Raw genomic sequence first — 16,843 nt, forward strand, 5'->3', positions numbered from 1 at the left:
ACACCCTGTACGGGATCTCGTTCCGTTCTTTCTGAGGAGGAAAGACCGGGATCCTTACTAGGAACTTGTCAGATGACGCGAAGGGGTTGTCATCGCGCGAATGCTCATGCACTGTCATCCCGTGAAGCCTGCCCTGAAATGATCCTATTCAGGATTACTAAACGGGATCTCATCTCTTCAGTCTCTCCCTCTCTCTTCCTCTCGCTCTTCTCATTTTACGGTCAGCGTCAGGAACGTCTTCTCGCAGAGAAGGCTTTCTTTATTTCGTATAACCAGAGTATGGCGCTTCCCAGCGCGATCGAGATGACCAGATCGATCAATCCCAGGTGCTGTGTCGAGAAGAGTCTCTGCATAAATGGAACGTAGATGACGCTAAGTTGCAGCAGAAAGCTTCCGGCCACGGCAAGCACGAGGAATTTGTTGGTACGTAGGCTCGTCCTGAAGACGGATTTCTTTCTCGATCTGATCGCCATCACTAGGAAGAGCTGGGAGAAGACCAGCGTCGAGAAGATCATCGTTCTCCATGGGCCGTTGCTATCGCCGAGCCAGTATATGTAGCCTATACCAAGCGAGAAGACCGCCAGAATGAGACCTATCAGCGTCACCATCCAGCCTCCGTTGGCGAAGACGTGCTGTTGCGAGGGGTTGGGAGGCCGCTTCATTATGTCGTCTTCGGGAGGTTCCACCGCCAGCGCCAGCGCAGGAAGCCCGTCGGTTATAATGTTTATCCACAGTATCTGGAGTGGCGCGAGTGGCAGCGATATGCCCATGAATGGACCGAGTAGCATTACCCAGATCTCGCCGAAGTTCGAAGCCAGTATGTATCTTATGAACTTCTGTATGTTGTCGTAGATAGTCCTTCCCTCGCGTACGGCCGAGACGATAGTGGTGAAGTTGTCGTCTGTCAGCACCATGTCGGCTACTTCTTTGGTCACATCCGTTCCGGTTATACCCATCGCCACGCCTATATCGGCCTGCTTGAGGGCCGGCGCGTCGTTCACGCCGTCGCCGGTCATGGCCACTATGTTGCCCTGTCTCTGGAGCGAACCGACTATCTTCAATTTGTGTTCCGGGGCGACCCTCGCGTACACTGAAGTTGAGAACGTGACCCTGTCGAGTTCGTCGTTGGAGAGGAGCTCTATATCACGGCCGGTCTTGACCTGGGATCTGTCGTCTATCATCGTAAGACTGGCGGCGATGTATCCGGCCGTCAGGGGATGGTCGCCGGTGATCATTATAGTTCGTATCCCTGCCTCTTTGGCGGTTACGATCGATTCTTTGACACCCTCTCTCGCCGGGTCCATCATACCGAACATCCCTATGAAGATCAGATCTCTCTCCTCCACGGTTTTCTGCCCGACTTCGCTCTCTTCGACCGGCCTGAAGGCTATGCCGAGTACGCGCATGCCGTTGGAGGCCATCGAGTTGTTGGTCTCCACGATTCTACCCTTCCACTCTTCGTCTAGCGGGTGTATCTCGTCGCCTTCCAGGACTCTATCGCACACTTCCATGAGCGAATCTACGGCCCCCTTGGTGAAGGCGACGTATTTCTCTATTCCATGTTCTCGTAAGTGTTCGGGAACATCTGCAGCGACAGCACCGGCCGGATCTGATTCGATGGCGTGTATCGTAGTCATCCTCTTTCTTTCGGAGTCGAAAGGCTTTTCGAGAACTCTGGGCATCGCCCGTTCGAGATCGCTCTTTTCCATTCCGACCCTGTAGGCCGCATAGACCAGCGCGCCTTCCGTCGGGTCGCCTATCATATCCACCTGTTGTCTTTTGTGAACCGGTGGCTTTATGGTGGCGTCGTTGCAGAGCGCCCCTCCGGTTAGCATTATCTCCAGCGCTCTGTTATCATCCTCCGGGAGCGCATCGGGATCTGGTTCGTCTTCCTTTCCAAAATCGAGTCTTTGCCCGGCCATCTCCAGGAGGGTTACGCGCATCCTGTTCTCGGTTATCGTTCCGGTTTTATCCGAGCATATCACCGTTACTGAGCCGAGGGTTTCGACGGCCATGAGCTTGCGTATTAGAGCATTTTTCTTGAGCATCCGCTGGGCGCCCAGGGCAAGCGCTATCGTAACTACTGTCGGAAGTCCTTCCGGAACGGCGGCTACGGCGAACGATACGGCTGTCAGGAACATAAGCTCGAGCTCTTCTCCCCTGAGAAGCCCCATCACGAAGATGACGGCGACGATGCCCATCGCCAGAAGCGCCAGAACCCTGCCGAGCTGGTCGAGGTTTTTCTGGAGCGGCGTCTGGCCTTCGCGGGTATCCTGTATCATAGTGGCGATTCGACCGATCTCCGTGCTCATACCGGTCGCCGTTACGATTCCCGTACCCCTGCCGTAAGTGACAACGGTGCTCGAGTAGGCCATATTCTTCCTGTCGCCCAGCGCCGGGTTCTTATCCTCTATTATCTCGCTGTGTTTATCTACCGCTTCCGATTCGCCCGTCAGGGCCGATTCCTGTATTTTGAGGTTACTGGTTTCGATGAGGCGCATATCGGCGGGAACTATGTTGCCAGCCTCCAGGATCACTATATCACCCGGGACGACTTCGACCGCGCTTATCTCGACCGTTTTGCCCTCGCGTCTCACCTTCACTTTCGGAACGGAAAGCTTTTTCAGGGCGGCCATGGCCTTTTCAGCCCTGTACTCCTGGGAGAAGCCGAGTATAGTGTTGAGCGCAACTATCGCCAGTATAACTATCGTGTCCCGGACCTCGCCGATGAAGGCCGTTATAACGGCCGCGGCGATCAGTATTATGATCATCACCGATGATAACTGGGTGAGAAGTATCTTCCACGGGCTTCTCTTGTTTTTCTCGCTCAGTTCGTTCCTGCCGAATTTTACGAGTCTCTCCCTGACCTCTACAGAAGAGAGCCCCTCTTCTCTGGAGTTCAGCCTCCGTATCGCTTCTTTTTTCTCGAACTGGTACATATTTTCCATATATATGGCCTCCCGCGCACATTCCCTTTGGTACAAGTTTATCACTTCATGACAGCGAGAGATCTCTGTCCAGAAGGGCCTTTGCCCTTCTCATGAGCACTGGCCATAACGCTACCGTTCCGGCGACGCATATTGCGGCTATCATGAGAGCCATCACCCAGCCGGACAGGGTGTTTCTCAACAGATAGGTCAGGTAACCCAGGCCGCCGACGAAACCGAAGACCACCGGTATCGAGAGGGCGACGTTCAGGTTCTGCTTCATGGCCTTCTGGGGGTTGTCCCAGTGCAGGTATGGCCTCACCACATCGATCAGCATCTGTATCATGTTCAGGAAAGTTACCGCCAGAGCGCCTATGGCGAAGATCAGAAGTCCCTCCAGCAATGAGATTTTCATTATTATTCCCAGTGCGATCGCGGCCGAAAGCGGTCCTATCATACTGAGTGTTTCGACGTGGATGAACTTCGCTTTCATTATCTCAGAAACACCAACCGGCAGGGTTTTCAACTCTTCGATCAACTTGCCTTCGCGACTGAATATGGACGTTGCCAGTCCGTTTATTCCACCGGCCAGCGTTGCTACCAGGATACCCATCGGAAGGAATATCTCCCTGTAATTCTCGAGAATTTTTATCATCTGTCCCAGCTCGTCGGTCTGGCCAGCCACGGCCGCTATCACCAGGATTATCGGAAAGATGACCACGTTGCCGAAGCCGTTGAAAGTGAAGGCAGGGACTTTTAGAAAGTACCACCATTCACGCCTGAGCAGCGCACCGAAGGGGGTCGATTGCGCTCCCATGAGCCCCGCGATCTCGCCTTCGTTGAGCTTGCTCCTCCTGGCGTAGTTTTCCTGGAGACTCGAGTATATGGAGTAGTAGAACCTGTTCCCCAGCCACAGAAAGCCGCCGAGTGCCGCCAGATGGAGCCCTATGAAAGCCAGGAACCAGAGGAGCCCTTCCACGACGGGTCTCGTGAGCGCCCTCATAACGAGTATGGTTGGCGGATATACGCCGGCCGTCTTGTTGAGTAAGGCGTCTTTGTCGGAGAACATGCGGGCGAAATCTTCCGGGCTCATGTTTGGGTCCATCCGACTGCTCACGAAGACGAAGGCCAGCGCCGCGACGACGACGCCCACACTCACGAAATAGACTAGCGAATCCCTGTGCCTGTTGAATCTGAGAACACGCGACAGCGGCAGTATTATTATCGCGCTCACCAGTAGCGGCAACACCTGACTGAGCAGAAAGGCGACTATCATGAAGGGCCAGTACATGAATCCCGCGCCGCTCCTGATACCGAAGTAGATATACGGCGGGAGCACGATCACCAGGGAAATTATCATCAAGTCCAGCAGAACGACGAAGAATTTGGCCAGCAAGACCTCGGTCGATTTCAGCGGCAACGACACGAGGACGCGCATATCCTCCCCGAAGAAGAAGATGCTGACCATGAGGAAGACTCCAAATACGAGACCGAAAAGGTTGGCCATGATGAAGGGATTGGCCAGAAAGAGCTCTATAATTCCGGCCGCTTCGTACTGGGTGTACATAGTGTCCATAAGCATGCCGTAGAGAGGACCCAGCATGACGACCATGAGCACTATCACTCCGGCTATGAGCGCAGGCTCCCAGAGGCGTTCTCTTCGCCTGAAATGGTAGATAGATCTCGGGATGTTGTAATGGGAGTTAATTAGCGTCCAGGTAAGAGAAATCACCATTTTCAGTCTCACTACCGGTCACCTCCAGGAAGAGTTGTTCAAGGCTTCCCTGCCCTCTCAGATCTCTCAGTTCCTTCACAGTTCCCACAAATTCAAGTTTTCCCTTGTTTATTATGCCTATCCGGTCGCAGATCCTTTCGGCCACTTCCATCACATGGGTCGAGAAGAACACGGTGTTTCCCGCCTTCACGTGGTTCCTCATCATCTGCTTAAGTATGAAGGCCGATTCCGGGTCGAGACCGACGATCGGCTCGTCGAGTATCCAAAGATCGGGGTTGTGAATGAGCGCGGCGATTAGTGAAAGTTTCTGGCGCATACCGTGCGAGTAAGTCGAAACCGGATCCTTGATCGCATCGGAGAGCTTGAAGTTCTGCAAGAGTCTTTCGGCCCTTTCGGCGCGTACGGACGGCGGTATTTTAAAGACGTCGCAGATGAGATTGAGGTACTGTATCCCTGTTATTTTCTCCATCACCAGAGGTTCGTCGGCCACGTAACCCATCTTCAATTTCGCCTCGACAGGCGAAGAGGCCACGTCGATGTCTTCTATCATGATCTGTCCTTCGGTAGGCTTGAGAAGTCCCACTATCATCTTTATTGTGGTGGTCTTCCCGGCGCCGTTTGGGCCGAGAAAGCCGAAGATCTCCCCGCGCTTGACGGTCATGCTGACTCCGTCAACGGCCTTCACGCTTCCGCTGTAGATTTTCGTGAGTTGCCTGATTTCGATCATCTTTTTCCTCCTTGATTTATTTCCCGTTTTCGCTCCTTACCAGAATCTGGAAAAACTCTTCCAGATCCGGAACGGAAATGGTTGCGTCGTCGATCCTGTAGAACTCCTCTATCTTCTCGTTGTTCTCCACGATAACCGAAAGCCTGTTGAGCTCTTCGGCGACAGCGAAGGCGCTCTTGCTTTCTATGTTGGCTCTCTTTTTCAGAGGCATGTGGATTATCCTGTACTTCTCCTTGATACCGTCTATCGTGCCGGCGAAGCGAATCCTTCCATTGACCATTATGAAGAATTCATCGGCTATCCGTTCGACCTCGGGTATTATATGGGAGGTGTAGAGAACGGTCTTGCCGACGATCACCTTCTCCCTTATGAACTCCAGCGTATCTTCCCTCAAAATCGGATCGAGTCCCCAGGTCGGTTCGTCCAGGATGTAGAGATCGCTGTCGGTCGAGAGCGCCAGACTTATGTATAGGGCCGTTTTCATGCCGTTGGAGAAGGTTCCGATCTTCTTGTTGAACGGCAGTTTGTAGTGATTGATCAGCTCCCTCGCATGTTTCCCGTCGAGGCTGCCCGAAATTTTCGAGGCCAGCCTCAGGGCCTTCTCCACGTTGAGATTTTCATAGAAGCTCTTCTCCTCGGGGACGAAAGAGATCCTATCTCTGATCTGGTCAACGCCGTTTCCGAAAATCTCCACACTTCCTGAATAATCGATGAAGCCGAGGACCGATTTCAGCACGGTCGTCTTGCCGGCCCCGTTTGGACCGAGAAGCGCGTAAATGTGCTGGCTTTCCATCTCGAGAGACACACCCCTGACGGCCTGGACCTCTCCTGGATAGGTCTTTTTCAGGTTGCTTATCTTGAGTGTCAGCTCTGGTATTTCCATATATTTTCAATCACCTCCAGGAGTTTATCCAGAGAGATGCCCGACTTCTTCAGACGAAGTATTGGCTCTTTAAGCTCCTCGGAAAGAGTATCGAACATGGAATCTCTCACTTTTTCTCCATCACTGACTACTATATACCCCAGACCCTGTCTCGCCATAATGGTCCCCTCCATTTCCAGTTCTCTGTAAGCCCTGGCGACCGTGTTGGGGTTGACCCTTATCTGGGATGCCATCTCTCTTATCGAGGGAAGAGTGTCTCCCTCTTTCAATTTTCCTTTGATGATCTCTTCTCTGACACCCCTCTTGATCTGGTCATAGATTGGCACGGGAGATCTCATGTCGATATCTAGCCACACATTATCACCTTCAATCTCCAGATGCGAGCTAAGAAACGTTCTGCGTCCTTCTCATTTCCGTTCAGCTTCCCGCTTTATCCATTCCTCCAGAAGATCTATCAGCTCCACGGCTACGTATCCCGGTCTATCGTATTCTTCAACACTCTTAATCGTGCCGTCGGTTTCGTTGAATATGTGGTTCAGGCCCGGTAGAAGCTTCAAAGTTATGTTTGGCTTGTCTTCGAGCTTCTCGACAAAGACGTCGAAGTATTTTTTGGGGCTCTGGAAGTCTAGCTCTGCGTTCACTATCAGCACCGGCATCTCGGTCTCTTCAAGCACCGGCATGCAGAAGTATTTGTCGAAGCTGTAGTAGTAGCCGGCCGTTATACCCTGTCCGAGATCGGTCTCGGGCGGTATCTCCTGATTCAGCATCTTCGTGAAAAAATCTTTTACCTGTGCCTTTTGTTCTTCGGTCAGCTGATCGCCTACCAGGTCGAGGTTCTGATCGAGGCTTATCTGGGCCAGTTTCATAGGTGAACCGGCAAGCAGAATCATTCCGTCGACGCCGGCCTCCCGAGCAATCCAGGGCGCCACCATTCCGCCCATCGAATGTCCTGCCAGATAAATGGAGCTGAACTGGGGAATTCCCTTCATCTGACCGATTATCGTAAGTGCGTCTTCTATATACTCCGCGTCGGCGTTTATTCCGATTTCGGCCGCCTGCTGGGGATACACATAGTACTTCTTGGGGTATCTCAGGGTGGCTATTCCCCTCGAGGCGAGACCGGCCGCGAGATCCCTGTAGGGCTTGTTCGGGCCGAGAGTGCCGTCGATGTCGTGTGTTCCCGAGCCCTGAAGGATTATCACGAGCGGATAAGATTCCAGACCGTTGGGAACCATGAGTTTGGCGGGCAGATAATAGGGGTCTTTGCCCACGGTTATATTCTGCTCGGTGTAGTCGGCCGGGTTCACATACTCGGGCAGGGCCCTCTCTTCAGGGACTTCGACGGGCTGCGTTTCGGTCTTTTTGTAGCTCGAAGGCCTCACGAAGAAACCGGCGACTTTTCCCTCGGTGTTCAACGTCACTATGAAATCGAAGATACCGGCCTTGAATTCGGTGGCGAAAACATAGACCATATACTCGCCCTGCTGGACCTGTTGAACATCCAGCGTGGCTATCGGCCTGCCGAGCTGGACATCGAGCTGGGTCTTCAGGTTTTTCAGCACCGTGACGGGCTGGGCCTTCTTCATCGTCTCGTCCTGCATCTGGTAGATCTCTTCGAACCTGCCTTCGTAAAGGCCGTTGATATACTGGCTTGCGATATCTACCGAAGCCACGGCCAGTACGGAAAAGAGAATCACAAGCAATAAAACCAGTTTCCTCTGCATACTTCAAAACCTCCCGTATGAAATCGATCGAAAAGTTGATCGTCTATCTTTCTATATTTATCCCCCGTCGCCGCATTAAGTATCGCAAGAGAGGGGTCTATCCGGTCCAGTATCATCACAATTCTTTCTTTTTAAAGACCATGTAATCTACGGCCGTCAGTACGATCGTCACTGCCAGAAGCGCCACCAGGTAGATCCAGTCTATCGTTCCGTTCTGAATGACCGTCGTTGCCAGAATGAACGGGTAGGGGTTCAGCCATGAAATCGCTTCGATTATTCCGATTATCGGCAGTCCTATCACTATTATGATACCCATTACCACGGGTTTCACCTGGTCCCTGCTCATCACCGATATCAGCGTGAAGAGGGAGTAAAAGAAGGCGGCACCCACAAGTTGCTGGAGAAGAGCCTTCAACGTTCCCGAGAAGTTCACTCCGTAACCGGCCAGGTTCATCACGATCGGTCCGAGCAGGGACAAAACGGCAGTAACCAATAAGATCACACCAAGTCCGATCAGATACTTCGCCATAAAGACGTCTTTCCTGTTTTTTCTCGAGAGAAGGAAGTAGATAGTCTTTTTGTCGAACTCTTTGGCGAAGATTGGAAAGGCTATCAACAATACAACCAGGGGTAAGAACTGTCCGAAGTTCTTGCCCTGCCACTGACTGAGCAGATAGTAGTTATCGTCGTCGAGTTTCGTTAGGCTCGAAGTGTCGCCGATGAGTTTCTTCAGAAAGTCGGGCAATTCCTCGAGCTGTCCGGCCATCTCAGACATCATCTGGGAGGCGTACGGTCTCATCACGATCGTTGCCACAAGGGAAATTACCAGCACTGCGATGATAAGAATCACCCTGAGTTTCATTTCGTTCAGTTCCTTATAGAGCATTTTTATTCCCCCTTACGAGAAGGCTGAAGAAGACTTCGAGATCTACCTTTTCTTCTTTTGCGCCTGCTATTTTTCCGAGCTTTTCCATTGTGTTCTTATCGTCGGTCAAAACTTTGATCGCGCCCGTTTCCTTGACCACGGCCAGGTATTCATTTCTTTCCAGCTCAGTCCCGGACGGCAGGCAGAAGAGGGCGAACCTTTCGTCCAGAGCTTTCAACTCTCCGCTGTACAGTATCTCGCCTTTGTACATTATTGAGAAGACGTCGGCTATCTTTTCGATCTCCGGTATTATGTGGGAAGTGTAAAGAACGGTCTTTCCGCTCTCGGACAAACCGCTTATCATCTCCAGCACTTCGTCCCTTCTGAGGGGGTCCAGTCCCCAGGTCGGTTCGTCGAATATGAAGATATCTGCCGATTGGGCCATCGCGATCGAAAGGTACGCCGCCGTCCTCATTCCGTGAGAGAAGGAGGAGATCTTTTTACCCATCGGGAGATCGAAATGTCTCATGAGTTCTTCGGCCTTCGAGGGAAGAAAATTGTCCAGAACCATCGAGCACATTTTGATGGCCTTCCCGGGAGTGAGGTTTTCGTAGAAGCTCTTATCCTCCGGTACGAAGGATATACTGTTTCTCACTTCTTCCACGGTCTTTCCCAGAATTTTTATCTCACCGCTATACTCGACCAGACCCAGGATCGATTTCAGTGTGGTAGTCTTTCCCGCGCCGTTCGGCCCCAGGAGGGCGTTGACCTTTCCGGCAACTATCTTCAGGTCGATACCTTTGACCGCTTCAAAATTTCCATACGACTTTCTCAGGTTGCCTATTTCTATCGTTCTTGCAGACACCGGAATCACTCCCTTTTCATCTATCACATCTGTACTATATCAAATAGTACAGTTAGTTGTCAAGGGGTGGATTTTTTTCGCGTTTTCAATCTATCCAGAAGCGGTAAACATGTATAATCCGATTGTGAAGCTCTTCAAACGGTGCTTCCTCAAAAAGTGAAAAGGGGGATTCTTATGAAAAGACTTCTGGTATTTCTTCTTTTATCTCTTGCGGCAACCGTCTCTTTCGGTTGCACCGGCTTCAGATTGATCGCCAAAGACGGAACCGTGGTCACGGCCAGGACTCTCGAGTTCGATTTCGACCTGATGAGCGAGATAACGGTTGTTCCGCGCGGTACCTACATGACCGCCCTGACCACAGGCTGGCAAGGGCTCAGCTGGAACGTGAAGTACGGTTATGTCGGTATCGATGCCCTGGGGATGGATCTGTTGGAGGACGGACTCAACGAGGCCGGGCTGTCGGCCGGGACTTTCTATTTCGATCAGTATGCCGGTTATCAGGAATTGGACAAAGCGCAGAGCAGGAAGACCCTGTCGCAGTACGATCTGGTGGGCTGGATACTGGGCAATTTCGCCACCGTCGAAGAGGTGAAGGAAGCGATAAAGCAGGTCCGCGTCTATGGCTTCACGGTGGCCCACAGCGAAATCCTGAAGATGCCCCTCCACTACGCAGTTTACGACACGAAAGGCGACTGTGTGATCATAGAGTACATCGACGGTGAGCTCCATCTCCACGACAACCCTATCGGCGTTATAGCCAACAGCCCGCCTTTCGACTGGCATATCCAGAACCTCTCCAACTACGTCAATCTGAGTTCCGCGAATATCAAGAGCTCGAAGCTGGGACAGTTCGAGATAAAGGCAATAAGCGGCGGCACCGGCTTGCTGGGATTGCCTGGCGACAACACCTCTCCGAGCAGGTTCGTGAGGGCCGCCTTCTATTCTAACGGCAGCGTTAGACCTTCCAACAGCGAAGAGGCGGTTACACTAGGATGGCACATCATCAACGCGCTGGACATCCCGGAAGGACTGGTGATTAACGAAGTGCTCGGCTTTGTCGTCACCAGACATATCGCTTACTGGTCGAGCGTGAAAGATCTCACCAACAGGATCTACTACTACAGAACATACAAAGACATGAACATAAGAATGGTGGATCTCAAGAGGATCGATCTCGATTCGGGCAACATCAGATTCATCCCGATGAGCTACAAACAGCAGTATATAGATGAAACCGACCTGATCAAATAACTAGAAATGCAAACAATTATTGAGGCCGGCCGGGAGCATCACTGGGAGGAGCGAAGAGCCGTTGTTCGTTCCGACGCTGCGCGTCCAGGTTCTTCGTTGTCCTCCGAAAAGAGCATATCATCATAGGTACAAAAGTATCCCTCAGATCACTGAGGGATACTGAATTGATAAAAAGCAAATTGCCAGTACTAGACTTACTTCAGCTCAACTGTTTGGCTTATAACTCCGCCTCTTGTGGAAGAAATCGTTATGGTCGCATTTCCAGTTCCGGTAACGGTCCAGGATATCGTCTTGGATCTATCCCAGGTAGGTGAGTCGATATCTGTGAACGGTCTGTCTAGCGGAGATTCCTCCAGCTCTCCGGCGAAGAAATCGATCGTATGAGTAGCATTCTGGCCTGAAGCTAGCTTCAGATCACCTGCGAGAGTGATTCTAGCCGTTCCTTTCCTTACTATCTTGACCAGCCATGCCTGCTTCAGAGCATCGGGGAGTACGCCTATGTTGGCAACAGTCGCGGTGATCGTTCTCGTGCCATCGTCGTTTGCCTTGACGTTGACTTCCTCGAAGACGAGCTCCGGAAGAGACTTGGCAAGCATCATATTGAACCTGTTCTGAGCCTCTACTGCCAGCTCCAGGTACATTCCAGCGGGTGGGTTCGTGGAGAAGAACTTCGGATTCGTTCCCCCAACCTCTACGGCTCCGAGCGTTGGATGACTGACTATTTTCCATGGAAGGAAGATCTTGTCTTCGTATCCCTTCACATTATCCTGTACCCATAGCCAATCCCAATCGTCAACAGCGCCGTCTCCGTTGAAGTCATAAATATAATCGTAAACATTTCCCCACAACTCGTCACCGTACCATATAGCGCCCAGCTGGAAATAACCGAAGTCCGGTCCATGACCGAAGAGCGGGCTTCCAGCAAGCACTCCACCACCAAAATAAACCGCCCACAAATTCTGATAGGTCCAGAATACGTCACCGGCGTTGGCGTAGCCGGACAGGGCTTTTCCTTCGGCGTCGAACTTCGCAAAATAGGCGTTATCCGAGTAATACATAGACTCTTCTACTCTGCTGGACGACGGTGGTCTCAGATGCATCGGAACAGCGGTGTCCATACTGTTCATAGCGGTGATATTTGGATGTGTTACGAGGAACAGGAACATCGACCTTATTTCGGGTTCGGAAAGAGGATACTCTCCGGCTCCACTCTGTGTGTAGCCTCTGCCGGTAGCTTCTGTCATAGGTCTCCAGTTCTCTGGATAGTTCCTGTGAAGGTCGAGCCCGCCGGGTCCATCTTCTCCGGTTAACCCATCGCCATCAAGATCGTAACCTTCGCTTTGAGACCATGGACCGCCCTGCAAAATGTAGTTGCCTTTTCCCGCTCCCACACTCGTCATCATTCTGCCTTCGGGATCTCTCGGATCGATTATGTAATCGCCCATTCCCTCTCCGACATAAACCCTTATCTTCGTAATGAGGCCGTCACCGTCGAGATCTTTTCCGGGGTCCTCGTCGAATTTGCCGTCTCCGTCGTTGTCCTGAGGGCGAACTGTTGATCTAAGTGAGTATGGTGTCGTGAGATATAGCTGACCACCATCGGGGTTCTCGGTCGGACGGATATAATAAGTATTCTTGTCCACCAGAGCAGTTATTTCAGGATCCTTACCATATCCATCGAGCAGTGTATATGCGAAAAGCAGGGTCGCAGTTCTGGCCGTGATTTCACCGGAATGCCTGTTGCCCGACACGAACATTCCAGGTTTATCGGTATCCTTACCGGTAGCCTTGTTGGTGATAGTTATCTGGTAGATGGGGATACCCAGGAAAGATTCTCCAACTGTGTAAACATCTACCAGGTCGGGGTAATCTTCAGCCCATTTCAGGCACCAGTAAACAGTTTCTTCATACGTGAAATAATGCGCCCAATCGAAAACCCCTTCCACAAGCGGATGTGTCTCAGGGTAATCGACCGGGAAATCGCGCATCAACGCTGCCGCAGGAATTTCGTCTGCCTTTGCTGTCCAATCGAACGTAGGATAAGTCACAGCTACTGCCGACACAAGCGCAAGTACAAGGATCATGATCATCGTAAGCTTGAGTCTCATGCTAACTCACCTCCAAAAGTTGGTGTCAAAACACCTCTGCAAAGCCGACACTAGACCATCTTCTTTCAGAATTCTAAAAGTACTCTCCTTTTCTCTTTTCGATCACCTCCTTCAATGCGAGCTTCCCTCACCTCTGAAGAAGCGGGCTTTCTCTTTCACTTTTTAGCCAGTCATACTCTTTTTACAAAAGAAGCCGGATCTTTTCTCTATCTCTGGATGCTTTTTGTGGTCAGCACAGGTGTAGTATATGTTTTTGAACAGCAAAAACAAAACCCAATTAGAGCTGTTTAGAAGTTACCTAAGCAAATTAGATGCCGGTGGGCTTAATTCGCTTCACTTTTTTAAATTCATCTAACAAATGACTTCTGTTTATCAGATTAGGCATCTCGAGTTAAAAAGATGAAAATTAGACCTTGAGAACGGTTCACTATCCTACACGAAGAGCGGGAATGCCAGGGCTCATATTGGAAAGAGCGTTAAGAGACGTCCAGCGTCCGTCGTCCAGGAGCATGGATCCACCCTTGGAAAGAGCGCAAGAGCGAGCGAAGCGAACTCTCGAATGCGCTCTTTATCGTGTTTTTACCCACAACCGTTCTTAGAAAGCAGACTGACCGCCGAAGGTTACTGGTTTTGTGATGACTGAAGAATTCGCTATCTGTAAATACTGTCATTTCAAACATCTTTTGTGATAGTATCTATTTAGGCCTTGTTTCAGATTTTTTTATTTAACTGTTATCATTGTTGAATCCTTTGGAGGCCTTTTTTCGAGACAACCTGCCTATATTTTTATTGTTTCAAAAAACAAATGTGGCTTGTAAAAGCCGAGAGGAGAGTCTAATGAAAAAGATTTTGTTGTTGCTTTGTGTTTTGATAACCATTACAGGATTCATGTTTGGAAACGTAGAAACGGAGCTCTCAGCGTACCTGGATCACGAGACTATCGACAATATTATGAGGTCGTTATGGCTTTACCGGGATGGCAACTATCTGTTTGAAGGGCTTTCCGAAGAGGTTCTCACCAACTTGCTTGATGTGAAAAATCACAACGAAAGTTATACACAGCGCATGCAGCACCGGCTTGCCTGGATGTTGGATAATCCAGATTATTTTACGCCTGATTATACCCAGAAATACACTACTTTCATGAAGTACGCCACTTCCCTCTCGCCGCACAAGGCTTATGTTTTGACACAGTTCCTTGGTCTGGACAGCAATAAGGCGTATGAAGAGGTTCCACGGGTCGGGTACCTCTATATCCCCAAAGATCACGCTCCTCAGCTGGGCTTCCAGCTGGGCTGGCATTTCTTTGTCGGAAACTGTGTTGATGAAGAGGGTAATGAGTACGGTATCCAGCTTATGTTCTGGCGATATTCGCTTCTTCCGCCCGAAATGGCCAGAAATTTCGGTCTTACAGATATCGAGAATCAGATAATGGACATGCATTTCGCGATCAGCCGCGCCGGAGATAGACATTACCGGAGCAAACCGATCGTGGTCGGTGGCACAACAGGCCTTTTGGAGTTCAAATCCAACCCATTCACTTTTGCGATAGGGAACAACTCCATCACTTCCCTGCAGGAAGATGATTTTACTCCTCTCAGACTGGAGGCAAAAGGCTGGGATAAAAGCCAGGAGCACGAAGTCGAGATTGAGATAGGCATAACGATAGAACAGATGAAAGATGTGGTGCTCAACGGAAACCAGGGGGCCGTTCCCAGTGTTGGTGGCGTTGGCACGTTGTACTATTCAATCACGAATTTTAGAATGATTCCCGAAGACAGTTATCTGGTAATCGACGGGGAGAAAGTCGCTCTGGCGGAGGGGAAATTCTGGTTCGACCATCAGTGGGCGAACGGGCTTAGCCCTGCGGGAAATCCCCGGGATCTGCTTGTAAGGATGGCCAAAACCCAGGCGGCTCCCGAACCCTCCGGTTGGGACTGGTTCATGGTACAGTTTGACAATGAAACGGAAATCGGAATGTCTGCCATGCATACTCTTGAAAACACACCTTTCTATTTCCAGACGGGGATCAACCCCCCGGGAGTGATGTCAGCGGCTACAACCGGCATATTCGTCGATCAGGAAGGCAATACGATGGATCAGGATGGAGTTATGATCGTTTCCGAATGGGTGAAATCGATTAATTCGCCTTATCCAGAACTTTACTGGGTAACGGATACATGGTATCCAAACTCCTGGGAGTTCCGGTTTGAGGGAGAGGGAGTTCCCGAAAATATTAGACACTTCTTCCTTAAGCCAGTAGTTGAGGGCGGACAATCTGGATTCTTTGCTCACGGACCACAATACTCTGAAGGTGGAGTTTACGCATTGGATGCCGAGGGAAATATAATCGGAAAGGGTTTTGCCGAATCGGTATCGTATGCCGACACTGCCGAAAACGCGCTTGCCATAACCGGACTCCCGTATAATGAAGAAATCAGGCAGGCACTGGAGTCACCATCTATCTCGGATTTCGACAAATTGATCATTGGTATTTACCTCGCATGGCCGGAAAACCAGGAGAAATTGATAAAGTTGGTTTCTGATATGTAATGAAAGATGGTCGGGCACAAGAGGATTTGACGCAAGTTCAGACGACAGGTGAATAAATGCACAAAACTGGAAGGCGGGCGACTTTGGTCGTTCGCCTTCCAGTACTTATTCAAAGACATGAAAAAGAACGTATTCGAGAGGTTCCCTTCGCTCACGAGAAGGCGAGAATTCTCTAGGAGCCGTTGTGCGTTGTAGTTAAGAGCACGTGATTCTGAGTCAAGCTCAGATGACAGATTGATGTGCTCCGCGCGCGCTTTATGTCCATGCTCTGGGACGGACAACGGATGACGAAGAACGGCTTCCAACGCTCTTTCCAGGGACGGCTCTTAATTCTCTCCACGACTGATAGCTGAACTTCTCAGCATCTATTTTCGCTGCCGAGCAGTCTGATCTTTTCCTTAACGGTTTCCTTGATTTTCGGCGCCGAAAGCTGAAGGAGCTGGAGCTGGTCCTTCAGGTCCGGCCTGACGCGGAGCGTCTCTCTTATGCTTTCGGTGAAGACGGTTTTGATTCTCGTGCCGATGTTGATTTTGGAGAAGGCCGTTTTGGCGATGTATCTGAGATCTTCGTCCGACACGCCGCTCGATCCGTGAAGGACCAGCGATACGGGAGCGACTCTCGAGAGAGCGTCCACGAGGTCCAGATGAATCTTCGCTTCCTGTTTCTGCATACCATGAACGGTCCCCACGGCCACGGCGAGAGCGTCCACCCCCGTCCTTTCGCAGAACATGACGACATCCGACGGGTCTGTGAGGATTTCTCTGGCGGCCTCCCCCTCTTCGCCCTTGGCGACCCTTCCGAGCTCTGCCTCGACTGAGACTCCGAAGGCTTTGGCGACCTCTACTACGATTTTGCTGTTGGCTATGTTTTCTTCGACCGGCAGCATCGAACCGTCGTACATGACCGAGGTGAAACCGGCATGCATAGACTTGAATATCAGGTCCATACTGCTGGCGTGATCGAGATGGGCCACGACCGGAATGTCGACTTTATTAGCTACCTCTCTGATCAAAGTCGCCGCGAGTGTCGGCCCCCAGTGCTTCATGCAGGTGCCTGCCGCCATGAGTATTACAGGAGAGCGAACTTCCCGGGCGGCCTCGACTATCGCGGTCAGATCTTCGTAAAGGTGGAAGTTGAAACCCGGAACGGCGTAATTTTTTTTCTGTGCATCTTCAAGTACTTCTACAAGTGTGGCAAGTGGCATT

At 50.9% G+C, this 16,843-nt stretch carries 12 protein-coding genes; 2 read left to right on the top strand and 10 right to left on the bottom strand.

What is annotated here, in order from left to right; all coding sequences use genetic code 11:
- Positions 1 to 227 precede the first annotated feature (227 nt).
- The 8 genes from PKX57_RS03705 to PKX57_RS03740 form a co-directional block, all read right to left on the bottom strand.
- Positions 228 to 2,948, bottom strand: a complete 2,721-nt coding sequence (locus tag PKX57_RS03705; RefSeq protein WP_472416062.1) for a cation-translocating P-type ATPase — start codon at positions 2,946 to 2,948, stop codon at positions 228 to 230.
- Positions 2,949 to 2,994: 46 nt separating this feature from the next.
- Entirely contained in the window at positions 2,995 to 4,674 is a 1,680-nt protein-coding gene (locus PKX57_RS03710; RefSeq protein WP_472416064.1) for a putative ABC transporter permease subunit, read from the bottom strand.
- Positions 4,631 to 5,389: an ABC transporter ATP-binding protein gene (locus PKX57_RS03715; protein WP_169698560.1), complete on the bottom strand. Its 759-nt coding sequence runs from the start codon at positions 5,387 to 5,389 to the stop codon at positions 4,631 to 4,633. The genes PKX57_RS03710 and PKX57_RS03715 overlap by 44 nt, the downstream gene beginning before the upstream one ends.
- A gap of 16 nt (positions 5,390 to 5,405) precedes the next feature.
- A complete protein-coding gene (locus tag PKX57_RS03720) occupies positions 5,406 to 6,272 on the bottom strand; it encodes an ABC transporter ATP-binding protein (RefSeq protein ID WP_472416066.1) in 867 nt (288 codons plus the stop codon).
- The gene (locus PKX57_RS03725; protein WP_169698562.1) at positions 6,254 to 6,628 is read right to left on the bottom strand and encodes a GntR family transcriptional regulator; all 375 of its coding nucleotides are present in this window, start codon (positions 6,626 to 6,628) and stop codon (positions 6,254 to 6,256) included. Before PKX57_RS03725 ends, PKX57_RS03720 begins: the two co-directional genes overlap by 19 nt.
- 51 nt (positions 6,629 to 6,679) lie before the next feature.
- Positions 6,680 to 7,996: a DUF3887 domain-containing protein gene (locus PKX57_RS03730; protein WP_472416068.1), complete on the bottom strand. Its 1,317-nt coding sequence runs from the start codon at positions 7,994 to 7,996 to the stop codon at positions 6,680 to 6,682.
- Positions 7,997 to 8,111: 115 nt separating this feature from the next.
- Positions 8,112 to 8,882: an ABC transporter permease subunit gene (locus PKX57_RS03735; protein ID WP_213923083.1), complete on the bottom strand. Its 771-nt coding sequence runs from the start codon at positions 8,880 to 8,882 to the stop codon at positions 8,112 to 8,114.
- Positions 8,872 to 9,726 (bottom strand): ATP-binding cassette domain-containing protein, encoded by an 855-nt coding sequence (locus PKX57_RS03740; RefSeq protein WP_214075391.1) that lies wholly within the window; start codon positions 9,724 to 9,726, stop codon positions 8,872 to 8,874. Before PKX57_RS03740 ends, PKX57_RS03735 begins: the two co-directional genes overlap by 11 nt.
- A gap of 174 nt (positions 9,727 to 9,900) precedes the next feature.
- Between PKX57_RS03740 and PKX57_RS03745 the strand changes: the two genes are divergently transcribed.
- A complete protein-coding gene (locus PKX57_RS03745) occupies positions 9,901 to 10,977 on the top strand; it encodes a linear amide C-N hydrolase (RefSeq protein ID WP_213923081.1) in 1,077 nt (358 codons plus the stop codon).
- Between the two features lie 194 nt (positions 10,978 to 11,171).
- On the opposite strand, the gene PKX57_RS03750 is transcribed toward PKX57_RS03745, so the two are convergent.
- The gene (locus PKX57_RS03750) at positions 11,172 to 13,085 is read right to left on the bottom strand and encodes a M14 family metallopeptidase (RefSeq protein ID WP_472414788.1); all 1,914 of its coding nucleotides are present in this window, start codon (positions 13,083 to 13,085) and stop codon (positions 11,172 to 11,174) included.
- Positions 13,086 to 13,922: 837 nt separating this feature from the next.
- Between PKX57_RS03750 and PKX57_RS03755 the strand changes: the two genes are divergently transcribed.
- Complete coding sequence (locus PKX57_RS03755) at positions 13,923 to 15,638, top strand: lipocalin-like domain-containing protein (RefSeq protein ID WP_472416069.1); 1,716 nt, start codon at positions 13,923 to 13,925, stop codon at positions 15,636 to 15,638.
- A gap of 358 nt (positions 15,639 to 15,996) precedes the next feature.
- Here PKX57_RS03755 and PKX57_RS03760 read toward each other — a convergent pair whose 3' ends face one another.
- Entirely contained in the window at positions 15,997 to 16,842 is an 846-nt protein-coding gene (locus PKX57_RS03760; protein WP_472416071.1) for a class II fructose-bisphosphate aldolase, read from the bottom strand.
- Position 16,843: the final 1 nt, after the last annotated feature.

This window comes from Mesotoga sp. (assembly GCF_035363035.1).
In the GTDB taxonomy this organism is placed as follows: Bacteria; Thermotogota; Thermotogae; order Petrotogales; family Kosmotogaceae; genus Mesotoga.